21 protein-coding genes are annotated in these 21,692 nt (G+C 41.1%); 6 read left to right on the forward strand and 15 right to left on the reverse strand.

Annotation, left to right across the window (positions count from 1 at the left end; genetic code table 11):
* Positions 1–165: 165 nt before the first annotated feature.
* The gene (locus H6G05_RS09220) at positions 166–1,086 is read left to right on the forward strand and encodes a branched-chain amino acid transaminase (protein ID WP_190577897.1); all 921 of its coding nucleotides are present in this window, start codon (positions 166–168) and stop codon (positions 1,084–1,086) included.
* A gap of 253 nt (positions 1,087–1,339) precedes the next feature.
* Here H6G05_RS09220 and H6G05_RS09225 read toward each other — a convergent pair whose 3' ends face one another.
* From H6G05_RS09225 to H6G05_RS25605, 8 genes are all read right to left on the reverse strand, one after another.
* Positions 1,340–2,065, reverse strand: a complete 726-nt coding sequence (locus H6G05_RS09225) for a hypothetical protein (protein ID WP_190577898.1) — start codon at positions 2,063–2,065, stop codon at positions 1,340–1,342.
* A 21-nt stretch (positions 2,066–2,086) separates the two neighbouring features.
* Positions 2,087–2,803 (reverse strand): actin-binding WH2 domain-containing protein, encoded by a 717-nt coding sequence (locus H6G05_RS09230; RefSeq protein WP_190577899.1) that lies wholly within the window; start codon positions 2,801–2,803, stop codon positions 2,087–2,089.
* A gap of 163 nt (positions 2,804–2,966) precedes the next feature.
* Positions 2,967–5,993, reverse strand: coding sequence for an alpha-mannosidase (locus tag H6G05_RS09235; protein ID WP_190577900.1), 3,027 nt, complete (start codon positions 5,991–5,993; stop codon positions 2,967–2,969).
* A gap of 62 nt (positions 5,994–6,055) precedes the next feature.
* The gene (locus H6G05_RS09240; RefSeq protein WP_190577901.1) at positions 6,056–7,309 is read right to left on the reverse strand and encodes a BaiN/RdsA family NAD(P)/FAD-dependent oxidoreductase; all 1,254 of its coding nucleotides are present in this window, start codon (positions 7,307–7,309) and stop codon (positions 6,056–6,058) included.
* A 521-nt stretch (positions 7,310–7,830) separates the two neighbouring features.
* Entirely contained in the window at positions 7,831–8,265 is a 435-nt protein-coding gene (locus H6G05_RS09245; RefSeq protein WP_190577952.1) for a divergent PAP2 family protein, read from the reverse strand.
* A gap of 65 nt (positions 8,266–8,330) precedes the next feature.
* Complete coding sequence (gene crtE, locus H6G05_RS09250; protein ID WP_190577902.1) at positions 8,331–9,233, reverse strand: geranylgeranyl diphosphate synthase CrtE; 903 nt, start codon at positions 9,231–9,233, stop codon at positions 8,331–8,333.
* A gap of 263 nt (positions 9,234–9,496) precedes the next feature.
* Positions 9,497–10,390, reverse strand: a complete 894-nt coding sequence (gene folD, locus H6G05_RS09255; protein WP_190577903.1) for a bifunctional methylenetetrahydrofolate dehydrogenase/methenyltetrahydrofolate cyclohydrolase FolD — start codon at positions 10,388–10,390, stop codon at positions 9,497–9,499.
* Positions 10,391–10,545: 155 nt separating this feature from the next.
* Positions 10,546–10,671: a hypothetical protein gene (locus tag H6G05_RS25605; RefSeq protein WP_277874752.1), complete on the reverse strand. Its 126-nt coding sequence runs from the start codon at positions 10,669–10,671 to the stop codon at positions 10,546–10,548.
* A gap of 198 nt (positions 10,672–10,869) precedes the next feature.
* Between H6G05_RS25605 and H6G05_RS09260 the strand changes: the two genes are divergently transcribed.
* A complete protein-coding gene (locus H6G05_RS09260) occupies positions 10,870–11,766 on the forward strand; it encodes an RDD family protein (RefSeq protein WP_190577904.1) in 897 nt (298 codons plus the stop codon).
* 59 nt (positions 11,767–11,825) lie between these two features.
* Here the strand turns inward: H6G05_RS09260 and H6G05_RS09265 are convergent, their stop codons facing one another.
* Both H6G05_RS09265 and thiS read right to left on the reverse strand, forming a co-directional pair.
* Positions 11,826–12,908, reverse strand: a complete 1,083-nt coding sequence (locus tag H6G05_RS09265) for a CobW family GTP-binding protein (protein WP_190577905.1) — start codon at positions 12,906–12,908, stop codon at positions 11,826–11,828.
* An 80-nt stretch (positions 12,909–12,988) separates the two neighbouring features.
* Positions 12,989–13,192: a sulfur carrier protein ThiS gene (gene thiS, locus H6G05_RS09270; protein WP_190577906.1), complete on the reverse strand. Its 204-nt coding sequence runs from the start codon at positions 13,190–13,192 to the stop codon at positions 12,989–12,991.
* A gap of 80 nt (positions 13,193–13,272) precedes the next feature.
* On the opposite strand from thiS, the gene H6G05_RS09275 reads away from it, so the two are divergent.
* Together H6G05_RS09275 and H6G05_RS09280 are read left to right on the forward strand one after the other, a co-directional pair.
* A complete protein-coding gene (locus tag H6G05_RS09275; protein ID WP_190577907.1) occupies positions 13,273–15,780 on the forward strand; it encodes an HAD-IC family P-type ATPase in 2,508 nt (835 codons plus the stop codon).
* Between the two features lie 50 nt (positions 15,781–15,830).
* A complete protein-coding gene (locus tag H6G05_RS09280) occupies positions 15,831–16,364 on the forward strand; it encodes a hypothetical protein (RefSeq protein WP_190577908.1) in 534 nt (177 codons plus the stop codon).
* Between the two features lie 85 nt (positions 16,365–16,449).
* On the opposite strand, the gene H6G05_RS09285 is transcribed toward H6G05_RS09280, so the two are convergent.
* Positions 16,450–16,629 carry a (2Fe-2S)-binding protein gene (locus H6G05_RS09285; protein ID WP_190577909.1) on the reverse strand — a complete coding sequence of 60 codons (180 nt, stop codon included), beginning with the start codon at positions 16,627–16,629 and terminating at the stop codon, positions 16,450–16,452.
* A gap of 337 nt (positions 16,630–16,966) precedes the next feature.
* On the opposite strand from H6G05_RS09285, the gene bfr (H6G05_RS09290) reads away from it, so the two are divergent.
* Together bfr (H6G05_RS09290) and bfr (H6G05_RS09295) are read left to right on the forward strand one after the other, a co-directional pair.
* Entirely contained in the window at positions 16,967–17,431 is a 465-nt protein-coding gene (gene bfr / locus H6G05_RS09290) for a bacterioferritin (protein ID WP_190577910.1), read from the forward strand.
* Positions 17,432–17,506: 75 nt separating this feature from the next.
* On the forward strand, positions 17,507–17,974 hold the full coding sequence (gene bfr, locus H6G05_RS09295; protein ID WP_190577911.1) for a bacterioferritin: 468 nt from the start codon (positions 17,507–17,509) through the stop codon (positions 17,972–17,974).
* A gap of 222 nt (positions 17,975–18,196) precedes the next feature.
* On the opposite strand, the gene H6G05_RS09300 is transcribed toward bfr (H6G05_RS09295), so the two are convergent.
* The 4 genes from H6G05_RS09300 to H6G05_RS09315 form a co-directional block, all read right to left on the reverse strand.
* The gene (locus H6G05_RS09300) at positions 18,197–19,339 is read right to left on the reverse strand and encodes a glycosyltransferase family 4 protein (protein WP_190577912.1); all 1,143 of its coding nucleotides are present in this window, start codon (positions 19,337–19,339) and stop codon (positions 18,197–18,199) included.
* A gap of 51 nt (positions 19,340–19,390) precedes the next feature.
* A complete protein-coding gene (locus tag H6G05_RS09305) occupies positions 19,391–20,389 on the reverse strand; it encodes a DUF928 domain-containing protein (RefSeq protein ID WP_190577913.1) in 999 nt (332 codons plus the stop codon).
* Between the two features lie 91 nt (positions 20,390–20,480).
* Positions 20,481–20,825, reverse strand: coding sequence for a hypothetical protein (locus tag H6G05_RS09310; RefSeq protein ID WP_190577914.1), 345 nt, complete (start codon positions 20,823–20,825; stop codon positions 20,481–20,483).
* Between the two features lie 29 nt (positions 20,826–20,854).
* Positions 20,855–21,601, reverse strand: a complete 747-nt coding sequence (locus H6G05_RS09315; RefSeq protein WP_190577915.1) for an IMS domain-containing protein — start codon at positions 21,599–21,601, stop codon at positions 20,855–20,857.
* Positions 21,602–21,692: the final 91 nt, after the last annotated feature.

The following is a 21,692-nucleotide window of genomic DNA, read 5'->3' on the forward strand; positions in this document are numbered from 1 at the left end:
TTTAATGTCCTTATGGCTGGCGTGGCAGAAATTAATTGTGGCGCGAAGCGCCACAATTAATTTCTAATTTTGTAATTCGGGGCGTGATGTGCTGTAACTAATTTTTAGGTTTTGATTTGTCCTAGCTATATGATAGAAAAATAATTGATCAAGATGTTTTAAACCATGACCTTACAGTACGCCTATATACGCGGGACATTTGTACCCCTCGAAGATGCCACAATCAATATCCGCACCCACGCATTTCTATATGGTACGGCTGTCTTTGAAGGAATTAAGGCGTATTGGCTACCAGAAGAAAATCGGATGGCGGCATTTCGCCTAGCAGAGCATTATCAACGTCTCATCCAAAGTTGCCGCATTATTGGCTTGCAACATCCCCTTGATGTCGAGACGATGGTTCATCTCACGACCGAGTTAATCCAACGCAATCAGTGTAACTCTGCTACATATATCCGCCCGATTATTTACAAGTCTGACCTTCGGATTGGACCAATTCTCAAAGTTCCTCATACCCATGATGATTTTTGTTTGTTCAGCGTGCCGATGGATGGATATCTCGATACTAGCAACGGTATCAAAGTCGGTGTTTCTTCATGGCGACGTTTAGATGACAATGCAATTCCTGCTCGTGCAAAAGTGAATGGCGCTTATGTAAATACTGCTCTTGCGAAGACCGATGGTTATGCCTCTGGTTTTGATGATGTTGTTGTATTAACGAATGAAGGGCATGTCGCGGAAGGAAGTGCGATGAATCTCTTTTTAGTAAGAGATGGAAAACTAATCACTAGTTCGATTACTGACAACATTCTCGAAGGAATTACTCGCAGTTCGGTAATAGAGTTAGCTGCTAAAGAATTAGGATTAGAAACTGTATCGCGCACAATCGATCGCACAGAGCTATACATTGCCGATGAAGCTTTCTTTGTTGGTACGGCTACTGAACTCGCTCCAATTACCAGCTTTGATCATCGTCCCGTCGGTGATGGCACAATTGGTGAGATCACTAAGAAGCTTCGCGACTTGTACAGTAAAGCTGTTCAAGGACTTTTACCTGACTATCATCACTGGCTAACCAAGGTCTAAGTTATTACCAGACGAGACCATTGAAGCAATTTTGAATGAACGAGTTTACCTGACAGTCAACAATAGCGGTCAATATAGCTATAGTCACCTATATCAGGACAAATCAAAACCCAAGTAGTGTGAGGCGGCACATCGCGCCACCTCACACTACAAAAGAGTTAGCTAGTACAAACCAAAAGCCAAGAATCGAGTGGCGGAGCTTTGCTCCGCCACTCGATTCTTGGCTTTTATGTCCTAAGCAAAACTTGCTTTGCTATATAGGTGGGAAGGAAGTATCACTTGTTTGTAAATTCAACATTTCTCTCTGCACATGCATTCCAATTATTAAGGCATCTCTCAATAGAGAACTATACTGATTAGCTTGATTTTGAATTTCCAATGACTGTAAGGCGATCAGATTCTGCTCAATATTGTCAAAAAGCTGACGATCACCACTGAAAAAGCCCTGATGCTCACGCAGGATTTTTTCAGTAGTCAAACCACAAATTAGGCTATCCCTAGTTAGTCCTAGGGCTTGTAAGATATCATCTCGATGATTGAGATCAGCCGATTGATTGCCAACGGACTTGAGGCGATCGCAAATATCAACAGCGACAAGTACTTGATTATATTTATCCACTTCATCGAGAAGATGGGATAAACAAGCCATTTTCTTAGATCTTGTCCAAGCGAGTAGATTCCAAAATGTAAAGAGAATCAATGTAAGTGTAAATACAAAAACAGCAAATCCAACTTGAGCCTGACGATTGTCGATGGATCTACCAAGAGATTGAAAAATCAAAATACTAATTGGCAAACTAAAAATTGAAATTAAGAATAAAGTGATAGCTTCACTCAGTAGGAAAGGAACTAAGTATCTAGGGTTTTTAAATCTAGTAATTCTATAAGCACTTCCAATGGATAACAGGCTAATTTCTTTTCCTGTGATCCTTTCTAAATCCTGTTCTGTAATCTGCAAATTTCTGATGTCAGTCTGCATAGTTGTTCGAGAAGCTCAGATTTATTGGAAAAACAAGTGCCTAATAGAATTCCAGACTGCTAGATAGAAATTGCCTTCGCGAGGACGAAACAGGTCGAATTTAGATCCAAAAGACCCAAAAAATGGTCTGAGCGTCCAAGCCATCTGACTACCAACAAAAGCATAAAGTCCCAGCCAGAATTTTAAAATTGATATCCTGACTTTGCGATTTTTGTCAATGGCTGTATCTTCTATGACCAACTCTTTATCTGAGATAATAGTTTCCACTTTGGGAAGTAAAACTTGATAAAGAAAGTAAACCCCAATAATTCCTGTTAATGTGAATATAGCAACATTTAACAATAGAAAAAAGGAGTAGTTATCCGTCGTAATCAAGAAGAACAAAGTGACTGGTGCGAAGCCAAATAGTAAAGTACTGGTAATCGTCACGGCACAAAGCAAAATAGCCGCATATTGACTCAGGCGAGTTTTTGCACCGAAGTAAACATTAAAGAAGTAGAGTGCAGGCAGGCAAATTGCTAGGGTGATAAGGAATAGGAACGGTAATTTAGCAGCGGATGACAAAATCTGCATCCAAGAGCTAACTGCACCAATCAGTCCACCATAAATTGCTAAAAATATAGAGCTACAGACTAACAAACCAAATATTTTGGTGTTGATCTTAATGCCATCATAGATTTCTTGAATAAACTGATCGCGATCGCTAAGTAACTCAATAAGAACTGAAAAAAACGGCATAATTTTTTGGGAATGAAGTTAAACTTGCTAACTTTGGACATGTTTAATAAATAAAAGTTCCTTGCTTCATACAGCCCATCTTACAGCGCTTTGCGCTCAAACCCAAACCAATAAAAATATTGAAAGCATTGCTTCGCAACGCTTTCAATATTTTTCTTATGGTTCATTTGGTGATACAGAAAAAAGTTTTAATTTCGTATGGTTTAAATGTGATTGTAAAGTAATTTAAAGTGATTTCATCTCGTGAAATCACAGTATTCCTCTTTTCCATTAAGTCGCATTCCCAAATCTTGTTTATTGGCAAAAGTAGATCTGAAATCTCAATATTGGTTTCAGTGTTTTTACCATGAGCTTCATAAAAACGCATAATCCAACCTGACTGATCTTGCGATCGCTTAAATGTGGAGAGAATGATGTTTGGAGCAGTAACTTGCAGAAAACTTTGTTGGTTTGCTTGAATTGGTGAACTTTGGAGAACAAGCGGATTATTTAATTCCTGAGCAAGTTGAACAATATTTGCTTCGCGCCAATCACCTTGATGGGGAACTAGCCGATAGATAAATTTATGATTACCGCGATCGCTATTTGGAGTCGGCCAGTTAGGACTACGCAGCAACGTAAGCCTCAGACAGTCAGGCTTAGCGTCATATCCATACTTACTATCATTGAGAATGCTTAAACCCAAACCCAAAGGATATTCTCCCGCCTTCGGAGGGAGAATATCCTTTGGGTTTGGAGAAAATGCAATATCTGCCCAATATTGAGCAGGGACTTCCCATTTAGCTTTGGCTTCAGGTGTTTCACCTAAAGTACTACGCTGGATCGTTCCCATTGGGATTTCGTAAGTTGCGTAGGTTGATCTCCAATTTACAGGAAAAGCAACTTTGACTAGGGTGTACTCCTCTTGCCAATCGACCCAATTTTGTACGGTAATAAATGCTTCAAAAGCAGTTAGTTGAATCTCTTGGGTAAAGGTTGAATTACGGAATTTCTGAATAATGCGTAATGATATTAATAAACTACAATTTTCAATGATCTCAATTGATTCAAGAGTTGCAGATTCTAATTTTTTGTTTTCGTAATCTGGAGCAATATTCCATGCATCCCAATATTGTCCTTTGTCTTCAAAAAACTGCAATTCACTAGCTGATTGCAGGATCGCTCTTTGTGATCGCTTATCAAACATTTGCGCGATCGCCCCAGTCGTGAAGTCAATCTCTACTTGAAGATACTGATTTTCTAGATAGTATCTATCGCTATCAAAATTAATCTTTAAAATCGCATCTGTCTCAGTGATGCCAACAGATTCAAGCTCAGTAAATCCAAAACTAGGAATATTCTCTAACCAACACAAGGAAATATCTGGCTTTCTAACAAGTTGTGATCGCTGCCAGTTGAGAAAATTCCATGCTTGCAGATTCTCGTTTCCTGAAGCTTCATGAGGGAGAAGGCGATCGCAGATTTCTCTTACTTCTGTCCAAGTGTGATCGGCATCGATAAATACTTCTGGGATCGATGTCCCTGGTAAAATATCATGAAATTGATTTAACAATAATCCTTGCCATGCTTGTTCTAATTGGGCTTGAGGATAGGGGATTTTATTGATTAGAGAAGCGATCGCACTGTATTTTTCGGTATTACCTAAAAGAACTTCTAATTGGCGATTTTGTTGCTTCTGATCGGCTTTGGATGTGAAAGTGCCACGATGAAATTCTAGATACAGTTCATCTTGCCAAATTGGTAAATCTGTGGGTAGTTTTGCTTTTACATTTAAGAGGAAATCTTCTAATGTACTGGGTTGCATCTTAAAGAAGATTTGTGAATCAGCCCACTTACGACCCATATTCAGCATATCCGCAGTTGGTCCTCCACCATGATCGCCAACTCCATATAGCCATGCGGTTTCGGGGATATTGTGTTTTTCTTCTTGGTTGGCAAGATATTTAGTGATCGCAACAGGTTCCAATCCCTGACCTATTTCATTACTAAAATAAGTAAAAATCTGACTTCCATCCACACCTTCCCACCAAAAGATTTGATGAGGGAATTTGTTGGTATCATTCCACAAAAGCTTTTGGGTAACGAATGCCTCAAAACCACTTTTTAAAAGGATCTGTGGCATTTGCCAATGAAAGCCAAAAGTGTCAGGTAACCAAGCAATTTTGACTTCTCGATTAAATTTTTTCCGAAAATATTCTTGCCCATAGAGAATCTGCCTGATTAAAGACTCTCCACTCGGCAAATTCCCATCTGGTTCTACCCACATGCCACCGATGAGTTCCCATTTGCCATTCGCCACTGCCGTTTGAATACGAGTAAATAATTCAGGATATTCCTGCTCCATCCATTGATAGGAAACAGCCGTACTTTGATTGAAAATCAGCTCTGGATAATGCTCTTGTAGATTCAAAGCTGAGGTAAATGTACGCTGCATTGCATTTTTGGTTTCCGCGATCGCCCATAACCAAGCCACATCGATATGCGAATTACCAAGAATATAGATTTGGCGTTGTTTGAGAAATTCGCTATATTGCAAGAGAGGTTCGCGAATATTAGCTAGTTTATCGAAAAAGCGATCGCTTGCGATCACTTCAGATAAATCAAATAAAGCTATTAAATTCTTAGTAGCAGTTTCTAAAGGTTGTAAATCAATTTGATGCTTAGTAAAAATTGGAATATAGGTTTGGAGAATCTCTAGTTCAGTAGCAAACTTATCTGGGTCACAGGCTTGATGATGATATTCAAAAATTAGTTCTGAAAGTTGTAAAGCGCCAATATCATGCTTAGGACTATTGAGCTTGATCTCTAGAGTAAATTGATCATTAGTCTCTGCATGATCGGTTAATAAAATTCGACATTTCTGATCAAACAAATCGCCTTCTTGGACTTTGTGATGATTAACCCATATCTCACAAATATCTGCCCACCAAATTAAATTTAAGCGAACTGTTGCCCCTAACGTTGATAATCCTGCATAAATCTCTGGTACTTGCCAAGTTTGTCTTAAACAGATATTTTCTTCCCTTTGTAAGAAAGATAACATCGGTTTATTTTGCTTAGAATTTACCGTTGCTAAATCCTCCCAAACACCTTGATTGTTTTGTCTTTGCCAATTACTGAGTATTGATAAATGCGAGCGAGATTTTAATTCATTAATAACTTCAGTCAAACTTTCTACTAAATCAATCATTTTATTAACTCCTAATAGTTTAAATTTAAAAAGCAAAAGAAATACTTTGTACTTTTTTTACTTTACATTGATGTAATACCTTGGGCAGCAATCCAAGCAGTAGTCCAAGCATTTTGGAAATTAAAACCACCTGTCACACCATCAATATCTAATATCTCTCCCGCAAAAAATAAACCTGAGCAAATCTTACTTTCCATCGTCTGAAAGTTAACATCTTGCAAGCGAATGCCGCCACAGGTGACAAACTCTTCTTTAAATACACCTTTACCTGCGATCGCATATTCACTAGCGGTTAATACATTCACAATTTGCTGAATTGCCTTATTAGAAATATCTGCCCAACGTTTCTCTAATTCTACTTCTGCTTTATCTAGCAAATATTCCCATAAACGTAGAGAAATATCGACAGGACAATAATTAGAGATAAACTTTTTCGGCTGATCAGTTTTCGCAGTTAAGAGAATTTGCTTCACTGCTTCTACTTTGAGCGTCGGAATCCAATTAACAGCTAATTTGGCTTGATAGTTACAATCGTGTAATTCTCGCGCCGCCCATGCCGACAACTTCAAAACGGCGGGTCCACTCAATCCCCAATGTGTAATTAACAAAGCTCCCGATTGTTCTAATTGATTGCGAGACTTTTTCTTTTCATTACTAGGATTTGAAGTTAGAAGCTTAACTGTGGCGGGATTTATGCTCACACCAGCGAGTTCATGTAGTTTAGAATCTTTGATATTAAAGGTGAAAAGTGAAGGTACAGGAGGCTCTAGTTCATGACCTAGCGATCGCGCGATCGCATATCCAGATGGGCTGCTACCTGTAGCGAGTAATAGGCGATCGCAAACTAGATTTTCACCATTTTTAAGAATCACATCAAATTTGCTGTCGCCTAGATGCTCAATCTTCTGTACTAAAACATTATTGCGAAGAAAAACACCAGCTTTTTTAGCCGCAAACATCAAGGCTTCCACAATTGTTTCTGAATCATCAGTAACAGGAAACATGCGACCATCAGCTTCTGTTTTTAATTTTACTCCTTCGGCGTTAAACCAGCGCACTACATCCAACGGCTGAAAGCGAGAAAATGCACCTCGCAAAGCCTTCCCACCTCTGGGATAGTTCTGGACTAATTGTGAAGGTTCAAAACAATGATGGGTAACATTGCACCTCCCTCCACCTGAAATTCTCACCTTGGCAAGCGGTTGTCGTCCTGACTCTAATAAAGTTACTCGCGTATGTGGTGATTGCGCTGCATGAATTGCCCCAAAGAAACCTGCTGCCCCACCGCCAATTACTACTACTTCTATACTTGCCATGCTTAATTACTAATTTTGTCTAAACTATAGCAATGCAAGAGATAGCTTAGGACATAAAACCCAAATAGTGTGAGGCGGCGCTTCGCGCCGCCACTCATCTTTTGGGTTTTATGTCCTAAGCAAAACTTATAGCTGTAATCAAGTGTATTTGGACAAATCAAAACCCAAATAGTGTGAGGCGGCGCGAAGCGCCGCCTCACACTATTTGGGTTTTATGTCCTAACAAGAATGGCGACAGCTATACTATTGATAAATCCACAACTTTACTTAAAAGTTTTGATCATCTCTTATACCAATTCCCGAAAGTGTTGCCACACTTTTGGGAATTAAAAATCGAACCCAGTAGTGGTTTTAAAAACACAAAATAGTATAGCCATTTTGTGTTTTGGTATTACAGCAATTACCGATCAAACGAACTACAAAAAATCTGTGAAAGCGTCGCGAAGCAATGCTTTCACAGATTTTTGGGTTTGGGTTTGAGTGCAAAGCGCTGTAATACTTTTGTAGATTGCGATCGCATTCTACAAGAACCACCACATCAGTAATATTCCTAAGACAGAGCCAGCAACGACTTGGGCTGGTGTATGACCTAATAATTCTTTAAGAGGATCGTGTTCTTCTTCAAACACTTCCACCATAATTTGATTAAGAACTTTGGCTTGCTTACCTGCGGCGAGGCGAATACCTGCGGCATCATACATCACGATAAAAGCGAAAACTGTAGCGATCGCAAATTGCGGTGTGTCCCATCCTTGAGTGCGTCCGATCCCTGTCGCCAGTGCCGAAACTAAAGCCGAATGGGAGCTAGGCATACCACCTGTTTCAAATAGTACCTTGAATCTAATTTTCCCAAATTGGGCTAGCTCAATAAACAGTTTGAGGAGTTGAGCAGTCAAGCTAGAACATAAAGCAATTAGCAGAACTTGGTTATCGAGGATTTCGCCAACAGGATGGATGTTCATATCAATTGCAACAATTTTAGGATCAAGAAAAAGGGTCAAGAAAAGTCGAGAAAGAAGGTTTAGTTTTTTCGAGCAGTGATGTAATCAGCAAGTGCCATCAGAGGTAACGCCGCATCGCCATAACTCACAAGTTGAGCTTTGGCTTGTTCTACGAGTTCCTGAGCCTTTTGCTGAGAGGTTTCGATGCCCCACAAGCTAGGATAGGTAACTTTTTGAGCGGCGATATCCTTACCAGCAGTCTTGCCAAGTTGCTCAGAAGTCGAGGTGATGTCGAGGATGTCATCAATGATTTGAAACGCTAAACCAATGTTATTAGCATAGGTGGATAAGCGTGTGATGTCAGTATCATTTGCACCAGCTAGTAATGCTCCACAGATGACACAGGACTCCAGTAAGGCGGCTGTTTTGTGAATATGGATGAATGTGAGGGTTTCAGCAGTTACATCGGGCTTACCTTCACATTCTAGATCAACGACTTGACCGCCGACTAAACCCGTTGCAGCTACCGCATGACCGAGATGGGCGATCGCCTTTAAAATTCGCTCTGCGGGTACACCCTTAGTTTGTTCTGCGATAAATTCAAAAGCGTAAGCCAGTAAAGCATCCCCCGCCAAAATTGCAATATCATCGCCATAAACCTTGTGATTCGTCGGTTTGCCGCGCCGAAAATCATCATTATCCATGGCTGGCAGATCATCATGGATCAATGACATCGTATGAACCATTTCCATTGCACAGGCGGTGGGCATTGCTGAGGCGCGATCGCCACCAAGCAATTCACAAGCGGCAAGGCAGAGGATCGGACGCAAACGCTTGCCACCAGCCATTAGCGAGTAGCGCATGGATTCATAAATTTTTTCGGGATAGGTAACAGCGATCGAAGCATCAAGGGCTGCCTCAACCTCTTGTTTGAGATCGCGTAAATATTTATCTAGATTGAATGCAACTGTTTGTGATGGCATGGCTTAGCAATGATTTCGACAATAACTTCGACAATTTTGACAACAACTAAGGTCAACAATTGGGGCAAAATTTCTGACTATATCCAGAATGTATATTATGCAATGTCTTGCGATCTCTCACCTAAGAATTTGTTGATTGCCAGCAATTCTCATAGTAAAAGTCGGTTTTGTAAAAGCTCACCGTTGGCGGGCTTTTACAAAACTGATTTTGTTGTTTCCAGCGCCTTCGGCGCTGGAAACAACAAAATTATCGATTGCACCGCTTAAGGCTGTGCAATCGATAATTTATTGGATTTAGCAAACTTTTCTTTGTAACTCCACAAGGTATTGTGCAGCAGCATAGTCACGGTCATGGGACCAACACCTCCAGGGACAGGTGTAATGTGTGAAGCAACTTCACTAACACTGGCATAGTCCACATCGCCAACTAAGCGCGATTTACCTTCGTAGTCAGTAATACGGTTAATGCCCACGTCAATTACTACTGCGTCTGGCTTCACCATCTCGGCAGTTACAAATTCAGGCTTACCGATCGCTGCAATTAAAATGTCAGCTTTGCGAGTAATTTCAGTAAGGTTTTTAGTGCGGGAATGGGCGATCGTAACGGTGGCATTTTCTTCGAGTAGCATTAGGGCGACAGGTTTACCCACGAGAATACTCCGACCGATTACCACGGCATTTTTGCCAGCAATATCAATTTTGGCTTCGGCTAATAACTCCATCACTCCCGCAGGTGTACAACTCTGCAAGCCTAATTCACCCCGCACCAATTTACCTAAGTTATTAGGATGCAAACCATCGGCATCTTTGGCGGGATCAAGGCGATTTAAGAGGGCGATCGCATCAAATTTGTCAGGCAATGGCAACTGAATCAAAATGCCATCAACACGATCATCGGCATTTAATTCATCAATAACTTGCTCTAGTTCAGTCTGAGTAACGCTTGCAGGAAAATGTTTGCCAAAGGAGGCAATTCCTGATTTATGGCAGGCAGTTTCTTTGTTTTTGACATAGGCGGCACTAGCAGGATTGTCTCCCACCATTAGCACAGCTAGCCCCGGAGGACGACCATACTGCGGTTGTAGTTGCGCGACTTCTTCGGCGATCGCCTTTTGCATCTTTTTTGCAAGGGCTTTGCCATCAATAATTATTGCCATAGACTGCTATAGAGTTTTACTTTGCGATCGTTACCTACTATCTAAATGATTGTATCCCTTGATGTGAAATGATGGCGATCGCTCGCCATTTTGAGCTTGACACTCTCAGTCGCTTTAGCGACTGAGAGTGTCAAGCTCAAAGAGAATATTAATGATTAGTCATCCCAAAACTTAACTCTCAACATTGCCTCAATGTCACGGCTAAACTGCCATTGCTCAGGGATGTGATAGCCTTTTTTTCTCATACTCATCTCTGATTTATAAGTTATAGCCTGTGTCATTTTGATATTGCTCCTTTGCCATAGTCTATCGAAGCTTTAAGTAGCACTAAGAAATTTTTGAGAGCGCCGCGAAGCGGCTATCTCAAAAATTTCTTTGGGTTTTCATTTAGCGCTTTGCGCTGTAAGTGCAAGTATAAAGGCATAGAATATAACTCTGTGCAATCATCCCGAATCAAGCAATCACAATAAGCAATCACAATGGACTTCGAGCCAGCCTACAGCCGCTATCCCCTTGCTACGGTCAATCAACGCCTCGGAGCGCTCATCGTAGACTTTTTAAGTTGTTGGTTTATTTCCGAATTAACCGTATCAATCCTATCGATTGACCCAGCTAACCCTCTGCATCTATTTATATTTATCTCGACATGGTTTGTCTTTCGGGTGTTTATTGCCGCCCGCGCACAGGGACAGAGCTTTGGCAGATGGCTAATCAGCATTCGTGTGATTGATGCGGAATATGGCAAAACGGCTGGACTCGGTGCATTTATGAAGCGGGAGATATTTGTATTTATCTGCTCCATTTTTCTGATTAAAACGATCACCTCCACCCTGATTGTCTTTGCATGGATTCCCTTTGTCGCCGATGCAGCTTTTGCGATCGTTGATAACGAAAAGCGTCAAGCCTTCCACGATCGCATCAGTGGCACGATTTCCATTCAAACCCGCAAAGGCTTTGAGATCGATGAAAAGCTGGGCAAACTCTTTAATCAAGCGGGGCAACAGGCAACGAAGCTCTATCAAAGTCGTCAAGACCGTGATTTATATGAAGATGAATATAGCGCTCCTCGCCCTAAACCTAAGCGCCGCCCCCGCACAAAATCACGCCCACCGCAAGACTTTAATTTCGATCGCGACAGTGACTTTGATCGCTCTCCAGATCGTTACACCGATCCCTATGCTGAGCCTTTAGATCCGCCCAGAAATGTCTACAAAGGTGATGTTGATAGTTTTGATAATTGGGACAAAGATGATTCCCGTGATGATTTTGGCGATCGCCCTAAGTCTTATGGAAGTAACTATGATAAGCCCTATGAAAAACCTTACGAAGATGAACCACCAATTAAGCGATCGGCGCGTCGCCCCAGACGGAGATAAATTACTAAAGCCCTTGAAGTTGAGCCTCGTAGGGGCGCAACTTCAATTTTAATAAATGCTTAAACCAAACAACCCATAAAACCTTCACGGAGCTTGTCGCTCTCTAAATGTCTGCCAATGAAGACCAATTGATTTTTGCGGAGTTCATTGTCTTTCCAAGGGCGATCGCGAGTTGCATCAAACTGCATATGCACACCTTGAAATACCAAACGCTCATCAGAACCAGAGAGATTAATAATTCCCTTAGAGCGAAAAATATCTTGACCTTGAGTTTTCAATAGCTCACTAATCCAAGCTTGGAATTTGTAAGGATTGACCACACCTGCTTCTAAAATGCTGACCGAGCCAACTTCCTCATCATGGATATGGTGATGATGTTCGTGGTGTTCATGCTCATGATGAGCATGGTCATGGTCGTGGTGATCGTGAGCATGGTCATGGTCATGGTCGTGATTATGTTCTTCTTTGACTTGAGCCGCGAGAAATTCTGGATTCTTCTCAAGAATGCGATTGAGGTCAAAGCCACCGACATTGAGAACTTTATTGATGCTGTCCTCAATATTCTCAGTATTGGTTTGATTTAATTGGACTCGATCAACTCTGGCTAAGACATTGAGATGCTTGATTTTCGCTTCTAATTCCACTAATTCAGCTTCAGTCACCAAATCAGTCTTATTCAGCAAAATCACATCGGCGAATCCAATTTGTTCGAGAACTTCGCGATCGCCCCAATGTTGTTGGACATGCTTAGCATCAACCACCGTCACCACCGCATCCAGCTCAACTTGTTTATGGATATCTTCATCCATAAAGAAAGTTTGAATCACAGGACCAGGATCGGCTAATCCCGTGGTTTCGATCAAGAGATGATCGAATTTATTGCGACGGCGCATCAGATTGCCAATAATCCGAATCAGATCGCCACGTACAGTGCAGCAAATGCAACCATTATTCATTTCAAAAATTTCTTCGTCAGCACCGATGACCAGTTGCTGATCGATGCCCACTTCGCCAAATTCATTGACAATCACGGCAACTTTTTTGCCATGCTCAGCTGTGAGGATGTGATTAAGTAATGTAGTTTTGCCTGCGCCGAGGAAGCCTGTAAGGACAGTAGCGGGGATTTGTGATGTTGCGATCATAGCCGATGCCAATTGCCTGTGATGCTAATTAATTAAAGATGTACTGACCAAATTATAGCGCTCTTAATTTGTCGAGGCTTCTAACCGCCGCCAACAATGGTGACGATTTCTAAGCGATCGCTGTTTTGGATAATCGTGTTTTCCCAGAGTTGACGATGCAAAATCTCGCCGTTATATTCCACGGCAACTAGGCGAGGGTTCATTCCTAAATATTTCAGCAATTCGATCATCGTGAGATTTGGCTCACAGGTGCGATCGTCACCATTTACTTGCAACGTAATCATAGATATTAAGTTTAAACTCTGATTTTCAATATTGACTTAGAGATCTTATACTGCTTACTAAAAATGATACCTGTGTGTCTATGTCACAACCTACACCAGACAATACGTCAGACTTGCCTGTGATCGCCTCGCCTAATGTCGTCATAAATCCTGAAATAGGACTGAGTGAAGCTGAAGTCGCTGATCGAAAGCGGCGTGGTGATATCAATGTCGTGGTGATGCGTTCGAGTCGCACCTATAAAGACATTTTCCAAGAAAACGTTTTTACATTATTTAACGTTACCTTTGGCGTGGTCTTAGTCTTGATGATGGCGCTTGGACAAATTACCGATGCGTTCTTTTCAGGATTTTCAGTATTTATGAATATTCTTGTGGGTGTTGCACAGGAAATTCAAGCCAAGCTGACGCTAGATAAACTGGCTTTGTTGTCGGTGCAGAAGGTAAAAGTGCGGCGTGACGGTGAATCGAAAGAGGTTCCTGTGGGTGAGGTGGTACGTGATGATCTGATCGAACTGAATCCGGGCGATCGCGCTCCTGTGGATGGCGCAGTGTTGGTATCCCAAAATGTGGAAATGGATGAATCACTGCTTACAGGGGAATCCGATCCTGTTGCTAAACAAATTGATGACATTGTGCTGTCGGGTTCCTTCTGTTTAGCGGGAAGTTGCGTATTTCGTGCCGACAAAATTGGCAATGAAAGCTATGCAGTGAAGCTATCGCAGTCTTCGCGTGTGTATAAGCGAGTCTTTACACCTTTACAGAAAAAGATTGATGTTCTCGTCGAAATTTTTGTGCTAGTGCTGATTGTGGCGGCGTTCTTGCATGTCGCATCTAGTCTTAATTCGGGGCGGACGATGGTGGATACGATTCGCTATGCTTCGGTAATCATCAATAGCTTCGTGCCAGCAGGTTTAATCCTATCGATTAGCGTAGCCTTTGCGATCGGTGCGGTGGAAATTAGTAAGCGGCGCACCTTGATTCAAAAGATCAATGCTGTTGATTCGATGAATAGTGTGCGGATTCTTTGTACTGATAAAACAGGAACGCTGACCCAAAATAAGCTTGTCGTTAAAGAGATTGTGCCTTTGGGTGATACCGATGAGGATTCACTCCGCGAGTTAATCGCTCTCTACACAAATCTAATGGGTTCTCAGAATAGCAGTGCCAAGGCGATGGCAACTTTTACGGATAAACCCAGATCTCCAGCCAAGTTTGTTAGCGAAGTTCCCTTTAGTTCTGGACGTAAATGGGGGGCGATCGCGATTGATATCGGCACAACAATCATGGTTGGTGCGCCCGAAATCTTATTTACCAATCCTGAAATGCAGGAAAAAGCCAAGCAATACGGAAGACAGGGATTGCGGGCGATCGCTGTGGTTACTAGTGAAGATAGTTTTGATGTTTCTGAAAAAAATCCCGCCTTGCCAACTAATCGACGCGATCGCGGATTGGTCTTACTCGAAGATAGTCTCCGTCCTGATGTAATCGAGACGATCGCCGAATTACAAAACAAAAATATTCGCCTCAAAGTAATTTCAGGCGATAGCGTCGAAACCGTCGCCTCAATCGCCCGTCAGGCAGGAATTGCGGTTCCCGATGATGCGGTGTTTACACAAAAGACTTTAGAAGCGATGGATGCGCCCACCTTTAGTCGAGCCGCTGCTTCTGGCGCAGTCTTTGGCAGGATCACCCCCGACATGAAACGTCGCCTAATTTCGTCAATGGTCAAGCGTGGCGGCTATGTGGGGATGGTTGGTGATGGGGTCAATGATGTGCCAGCCTTTAAGGAAGCGCAACTGGCGATCGCCATGAATGATGGCGCACAGATCAGTAAAGATGTAGCGGATATCGTCTTACTGGATAACAATCTCTCAGCCCTACCACAAGCCTTTAGCGCAGGAGATGACATTAAACAGAAGATTCTCTCTACGGCTCTACTCTATCTCACCAAAAATATTATGGTGATTTTGACGATTTCCTTTGCAGGATTTGTGCAACTTCCCTTTCCCGTGGAGCCGCGTCACATGACGGTTTTGACAATGGCTGTAGTGGGTTTTCCGACGATTTGGATTGCCTTTGGCTGGCTAAAAACTGTGAGACTTGAGAATTTCTTACGCGATGTCTTGGGCTATAGCTGTATTGCTGGTATTTTTGGGGCGATCGCGATGACCATCGGCTATGTCTTTTCCTATTACATTAGCGGTTGGGCTTTGCTTAAAGTTCCCTATAGTTCAACTGTGATTAGCACCGAGGCTTTTGCGGATATTGCTAGAGGTCAAGCACAATGCGTGAGTACTTTTATTGGGATGCTTTTCTGTCTATTTGTATTTTGGAGTATTACTAATATATCGATATGGAAAGTGAATACTCTTCTCAAAAACTCTACAGCTGCGATTCTGGGGATTTTATCGGTTGGAATTTCAGTGATTTTGATGTTAGCTTTCCCAACATTTTTTCAAATAAAAGTCCCCGATCAGTTTGGTTGGTCGATGATTATCTTTTTGCCAACTGCTAGTTATTACACATTACGCATGATGCAGTCTAGCAAGTTGTTTCGTCATTTGCCGCGCTATCTCACTCAACCCTAATCGAAAGATCGTCACTGCGCGATGTTCTTTCTTAATCTAAAATTCACACTATGAGCATGATGAAATCTAGAACTGTCAAACGCCCGATCGCTATTACCATTCTCTCAACTATGATGATGGGGATGAGTATCGTCTTGGTTTGCGATCGCATTCTTAATTTTTATATCTATCGTTTATTAGATGGCAACGTTCCTTTAGTAGATAGTAATTCTATTAATTTACAATTAGTTTCAGATATTGCTTTTTTAGGATTTAGTATCGTGCCAATTCTATTGGCGATCGGGTTGTGGTATTTAAAATCTTGGGCAAGATTTCTAAGTTTGTGTTTCTTTAGTTCCATCATGTTTCCTGCGATCGCCGCTTCTCTTGATTGGATTTCACCACCATCTGCTGACAAGTTGCTAGAAATCCCTACGGTTTTTGATGATGTTCTTAGTGTAGATGCCTCAATCCCAGCTTCGCGTCTGATTATTCTTAATCCATATATTGCTTTTGGCAGCGCGATCGCCCTTGCTATTCTGCTTACCCCTGCGATCTCTAAAGCATTTCGCCCTCATCCTAGTTCTGCAAATTCAGAAGACTAAAAGAAATTTACCTTTTACCTAATCTTTAAGGTCAGTTGAGATTAAATTGGCGTATCAGTTCCTATTTTCTTCCTCAAAAATATGCTTACACTCTTGAAAGCTTGCCTGAGCATTGCTGCATAACCCGATGGGCTTCTTCAGTGCAGCAGCCACATTCTTTACCCAATCGCGTTAACTCCGATAGCATAGCGATCGAGCAAGCGCCTTTGCTCACAGCTTTTTGAATATCTTTCTCGGTTACGGCATTACAAATACAAATGTACATCTTTACTTTAATTCCTTTAAAAAAATATGTAATAAAAGTAATTGCATCTTATTGCAAATTATTATCAATATTGTCGCCTACACTCGATAAATCCGTCAAGTCAAAAATTTTAAATTTGGCATAATTATGCCTTTAAGCGAAAACGTCTATAACTTAAGGCTGACTACCAAATACATCGAAAAGACTATGCTGTAGAGTCTTTTCATGGATTGTCTCTAGACTGTATTCTTTAGCGTAAGTCCTATAAATGTTACACTCTGAAAATTCTGAACTTTAAACTACTTAGTCAAGTATGATAAATAAGGTAATGCAACTGATTAAACTAGGGTAATCCTATATGCAAGGAAATCTAGACGTAAAACGTCAGTTAAACGAAGCTCTTAAAGCTCAATTAACAGCCATTAACCAATACTTTCTTCATGCCCGAATGTGCAAGAACTGGGGATTAAACCAGCTTAATGATCGGGAATATCGTTATTCCATCAAGGCGATGAAGCAAGCCGATGAGCTAATTGAAAGAGTTCTTTTTCTAGAAGGATTACCCAATTTACAAAGTTTAGGTAGTCTTCGGATTGGAGAGAATATACCTGAATTACTAGGCAGTGACCTTACTCTATGTACTGAGATTTTGAATGGGTTGAAAGCGGCTGTCGTGACTTGTGAAACTCAGCAAGACTATGTAAGTCGGGATCTGCTAGCCAAACTGATAGAAGATACTGAAGAGCAGATTGATTGGCTAGAGTCTCAAGTTTGGTTAATTGAAAACTCAGGCTTACCCAACTTCTTACAGTCGATGGTTTAGTTTTTTGAGAATAGATAACAAATGTAATCTATTAGATCCGCTAGGTTCCTTTAAACAATATTAAGTGAGAAAATAATGAAAGGCAGTGATAAGGTTTTACAGCAGTTGTCAAAGTTGTTGAGTGGTGAGTTGGCTGCTCGGGATCAATATTTCACACACTCACGCATGTATGCTGATTGGGGATTGAATAAGTTGTATGAACGTATTAACCATGAAATGGCGGATGAAACCCAACATGCAACTTGGTTGATTGAGAGAATTCTATTTCTGGAAGGTACACCCGATCTGTCTCAGCAAGATGGGTTAAATATTGGCAAAACTGTTCCTGAAATGCTGAAGAATGATTTGGACTTTGAATATAAAGTAATTGTTGATCTCAAAGAGGCGATCGCGGTTTGTGAGGTTGAGCAAGATTACCAAAGCCGCGATATTTTACTCAAAATACTTGTAGATACAGAGCAGGATCATGCTTATTGGTTGGAAAAACAGCTTAAGCTCATTGATCAGATTGGCTTACCTAACTATTTACAATCACAAGTTTAGTACTTACTCCCTTATCCCTAATTAGTGGTGCGAAGCGCCGCACCACTAATTAGGGATAAGCTACAAAATTTTAAAAGCCAAAACAGTAAAAGCCTCGCTTCGCGAGGCTTTTACTGTTTTGGCTCCTAGAGAGGGTTCGCGCCGCCTCACACATCTCCTAACAAGAATGGCGATCGCCTAATACCAAAGCACAAAATGGCGTAGCCATTTTGTATTTTGGTATTAGGCGATCGCCATTTCAAAAGCTTGACAAACTGAAGGAATCGAAAACTTAGCTTGGGCTTGGATATAGGCTGTCTCGACTATTCTCTGAGTAGCTCCAAGATCGCTAAAAATTTCTTGCATAGCATCAGCGAGTAATTGCGGATCATTTGGTGGAATCAGTAAACCTGTGACTCCATTTTCGATAATTTCGCTAGTGCCACCGCCAATGGTAGCGATCGCAGGACGTTTTGATAATTGAGCCTCCACAATGACTCTGCCAAAGGGTTCGGGAGCCGTCGAGCAATGGGCGATCGCATCGCAAGCTTTCATTAAAGCGGGAATGTCTTGCCGAAATCCTAGCCAATGGACGCGACCTTTGAGGCTTTCCTGCGTTGCTATATTCTTGAGCTTTTCTGTATATTCGGCTTCTCCAAAGAGAGCTTCACCGACTAACAACACATGCACATCAGGGAGTTTACTAGCGGCTTCTAGCAAAATATGTTGTCCTTTCCAATAGGACAGACGGCTAAACATACCAATCAAAGGGCGATCGCAAGGAAGCCCTAGTTCTTCGCGCAAAGTTGCTTGATTATCATTAATTTGGTCAAATTTTTCACTATCAAATCCGTTATAAACCGTGCGTAGTAATTTGCGATTGCCTCCTGCGGCGAGAAAAGCTTCCCCTGTGGCTTGAGAGTTAACGATCACTCTGGTGGCAAACCAATTAGCTAATGTGACTGCGATCTTGCGATTTGTAGAGCTAAAAATATTTGCCGTCAAAATATCGTGCAAGTGCCACACGACGGGCGCACCACCAAATAATCGAGCGATCGCAGCTACCACAAATCCTTTTTGGTTATTGGCATGAATTAAATCAAAATCTTTGCTTTTTTTAGCAACTTGTTTCCCCAGTCTCCATAGATCCCCAATAGATTTGAGTGAAGCCAATCCACTTGATACTTTCACCTCAGCAAGCGATCGCGATGCTTGCAAAACCTCAACCTTTACGCCTAAATCTTCGAGTCGATTTTTTAAGATACCGTCAGTGAGCAATACTACTTGACTAGTCTCACGATAAGCATGGGCAAAGTCTAGTAAACAAAGCTCTCCCCCACCTAAGACTGCGGTATAGCTCACAAACAAAATTTTTTTTATATTCATGTCTGGTAGTGTAATCAACTTTGAGTAATTCTTTGCGGTGAGGTCTGTAATTTACTTGTCAGTAATTTGCTTGTTTTTGGTCACATCAGCATTTAAAAAACCAATAAAAGAATCAAAATCAAGGTTTTTATTAGTTACAAATCCTGATTTCAAAATTTCATTTCTGGCTGTTCTAGCTTTTAGATCTTCGGGTTTAAAGTTTAGCCAACGGGTATAGCCATCGATCGCCTCAAACCAATATCCTGCTTCAGCATAAATCTTGGCGCGATCGCGAAGAGTCAATGCTCGATTCAAAGACTTTTGAATCGTGTCATTAGGTGGGGTATAAACAATCCAGCCGCTTGCCGTAACTTCCTTGGCACGTTTATCCTTTACAGTGATTTGCCAACGATAGGTTTTAGATGGTTGCAAAGCAGCAGCGATCGGTAATTTGAAGCTAGATAAACCGCTAGACATTTTTAGATCAGTTTGAAAAATCGTAATCGATTTATCTCCCTCTGAGGTGGTGAGGCTAAACTTCCCTACAAAGGTATTTTTCGTGGTTACTTTAGACGGATTGTTTTCGAGATTATCAATTTCTGATGCAGAAGCTTGAGCATTTTGATCGCGTAAATGCCAATAAAGCGTAGGTTGTGAAATCGCTGTCCTTGCCCCATCTTCAGGCGTAATCAAGATCAGTAACGGTAGTTGCTGCGCTCTCAATAGTTGCTGTTGACTATCGATAGGGGCTGATGAAGCGCCACCTCTAAGCGTTGTGGGGGGAGTGATAGGGACAGATCTATCAATGTCTAAGTCGCGATTGACAAGTCTTGTACCTCCACCTGTGCTTGCAGTTTTGGGTAGACCTAAGCCATAATTAGTGCCGCTAAATTGGGCTACTAGCCAAGTTTGCGCGATCGCATCTAATCGCAGTAAGTCGCTAGGTACTGCCACACTCGACAAAGAACAGATCAGGGTTGTAAAGATACTACTGAGATAAGTACGAAAAGTTAGCTTGTTAGTTACAGCGGTCAAAGAATTTCTTTGAGGAACAGATACTTTACATCTCATAAATTTCAGAGCTATGCGCGTAAAATGGCTAGTAAGTATTTGCTAAGTAATAGCAGTCATAGCATATGAGCATCACTTTATCTAAATCAACTCATGATGAGTGAACATTCACATTCACATCCAAACACTCGACTATTTCATTCAACTCAGAGATCGCTCGAACTAGCCGATCGCGCAAAGCATCGTCAAGCTTGGGATTTTGCAAAGCTACCTCTTGGATGGCGGCTAACCATTGTGCGATCGGGACATGGCTAACGGCGGCGCGTAGTCCCATATTGGTGAGGATCGCAAGATAAAAACCTTTGAAATCATCTGGGTAGCCGTAGTCATAGAAGCCGTCCCATAGCTCTAGTTTTTCGGGTGTGTAGGCTTCGTATTGTTCTAGTGTGATTGGGGTGCGATCTCTTTGGGGTTGGGGGAGGGGAGGTTGTGGCATGGGTGGTTTTAGAGTTTAAGAATGTAAGTTCATTGACAAGGTGTAGGTGTAACGCTTACAAGTTTTGCTATTTTTAAGTTGCTTCCCTCCTTAGCTAATTTAAATGTACTCAGCCTACAGTAATCAGATTTACTCTCACTTTCAATAAGTTTTCTATTTTGATAAAAAAGGTATGTACCTTTAACAAAAACATCCAGATAAAATCCTTTATCCTCTTCAGATATAAATTGGCGAATTATTCGAGTTTTTTGAGTACCAAATCTAAAATATGCGTTTCTACTTTTCAACCACTTAATTGACTGCTTACATTCTTCTTTTTCACATCCTTCTGTCTGCTTATACCTTTCACCAGTTATATATTTTTTTGCTTCTTCTAAGTTGTATGTTTGTCCGTAAAGACTATTAAGAAAATTAATATCAAAATAATTCGATATCAGTTCATTTACTTCTGATTCTTTAGGGATCTCTTGAAATTCATAAACTATATCCTGCTTGAAGAATCTAGATGATGGATTGTCAATATATTTGCTTAGATTGCTAATATCAACATACCTAATTAATAGTATGCCTTCAATGATAATTAGCAAGAAACCAATTTGAAGAAAAAATATTCTTAGCCTTTTTGGAAATGAAATAATTTCTAAGCTAATAATCTCTCCACCTAGCTTTAGGTTACAAAAACTTAGCAATACAAAAACAATTCCAACAGTTAGAAAAGGATATATATTCCATAATGATGTAAAGACTCCTATAAGCCAACTAAAAAAATTACCCATAAATTTTAAAAACTATAAATTTAGTTAAATATTCGGCTTAAACCACTCATAACAAACTAGTTGCACATCCTCCTTTTTGATAAGTTATTTC

This window comes from Phormidium tenue FACHB-1050 (assembly GCF_014696925.1).
Lineage (GTDB): Bacteria > Cyanobacteriota > Cyanobacteriia > Pseudanabaenales > Pseudanabaenaceae > Pseudanabaena.

Bases quoted from the DNA above. Each gene is read 5' to 3' on its own strand.
- H6G05_RS09220 (WP_190577897.1), top strand. From the start codon at position 166: ATGACCTTACAGTACGCCTATATACGCGGGACATTTGTACCCCTCGAA.
- H6G05_RS09225 (WP_190577898.1), bottom strand. From the start codon at position 2,065: ATGCAGACTGACATCAGAAATTTGCAGATTACAGAACAGGATTTAGAA.
- H6G05_RS09230 (WP_190577899.1), bottom strand. From the start codon at position 2,803: ATGCCGTTTTTTTCAGTTCTTATTGAGTTACTTAGCGATCGCGATCAG.
- H6G05_RS09235 (WP_190577900.1), bottom strand. From the start codon at position 5,993: ATGATTGATTTAGTAGAAAGTTTGACTGAAGTTATTAATGAATTAAAA.
- H6G05_RS09240 (WP_190577901.1), bottom strand. From the start codon at position 7,309: ATGGCAAGTATAGAAGTAGTAGTAATTGGCGGTGGGGCAGCAGGTTTC.
- crtE (WP_190577902.1), bottom strand. From the start codon at position 9,233: ATGCCATCACAAACAGTTGCATTCAATCTAGATAAATATTTACGCGAT.
- folD (WP_190577903.1), bottom strand. From the start codon at position 10,390: ATGGCAATAATTATTGATGGCAAAGCCCTTGCAAAAAAGATGCAAAAG.
- H6G05_RS25605 (WP_277874752.1), bottom strand. From the start codon at position 10,671: ATGACACAGGCTATAACTTATAAATCAGAGATGAGTATGAGAAAAAAA.
- H6G05_RS09260 (WP_190577904.1), top strand. From the start codon at position 10,870: ATGGACTTCGAGCCAGCCTACAGCCGCTATCCCCTTGCTACGGTCAAT.
- H6G05_RS09265 (WP_190577905.1), bottom strand. From the start codon at position 12,908: ATGATCGCAACATCACAAATCCCCGCTACTGTCCTTACAGGCTTCCTC.
- thiS (WP_190577906.1), bottom strand. From the start codon at position 13,192: ATGATTACGTTGCAAGTAAATGGTGACGATCGCACCTGTGAGCCAAAT.
- H6G05_RS09275 (WP_190577907.1), top strand. From the start codon at position 13,273: ATGTCACAACCTACACCAGACAATACGTCAGACTTGCCTGTGATCGCC.
- H6G05_RS09280 (WP_190577908.1), top strand. From the start codon at position 15,831: ATGAGCATGATGAAATCTAGAACTGTCAAACGCCCGATCGCTATTACC.
- H6G05_RS09285 (WP_190577909.1), bottom strand. From the start codon at position 16,629: ATGTACATTTGTATTTGTAATGCCGTAACCGAGAAAGATATTCAAAAA.
- bfr (WP_190577910.1), top strand. From the start codon at position 16,967: ATGCAAGGAAATCTAGACGTAAAACGTCAGTTAAACGAAGCTCTTAAA.
- bfr (WP_190577911.1), top strand. From the start codon at position 17,507: ATGAAAGGCAGTGATAAGGTTTTACAGCAGTTGTCAAAGTTGTTGAGT.
- H6G05_RS09300 (WP_190577912.1), bottom strand. From the start codon at position 19,339: ATGAATATAAAAAAAATTTTGTTTGTGAGCTATACCGCAGTCTTAGGT.
- H6G05_RS09305 (WP_190577913.1), bottom strand. From the start codon at position 20,389: ATGAGATGTAAAGTATCTGTTCCTCAAAGAAATTCTTTGACCGCTGTA.
- H6G05_RS09310 (WP_190577914.1), bottom strand. From the start codon at position 20,825: ATGCCACAACCTCCCCTCCCCCAACCCCAAAGAGATCGCACCCCAATC.
- H6G05_RS09315 (WP_190577915.1), bottom strand. From the start codon at position 21,601: ATGGGTAATTTTTTTAGTTGGCTTATAGGAGTCTTTACATCATTATGG.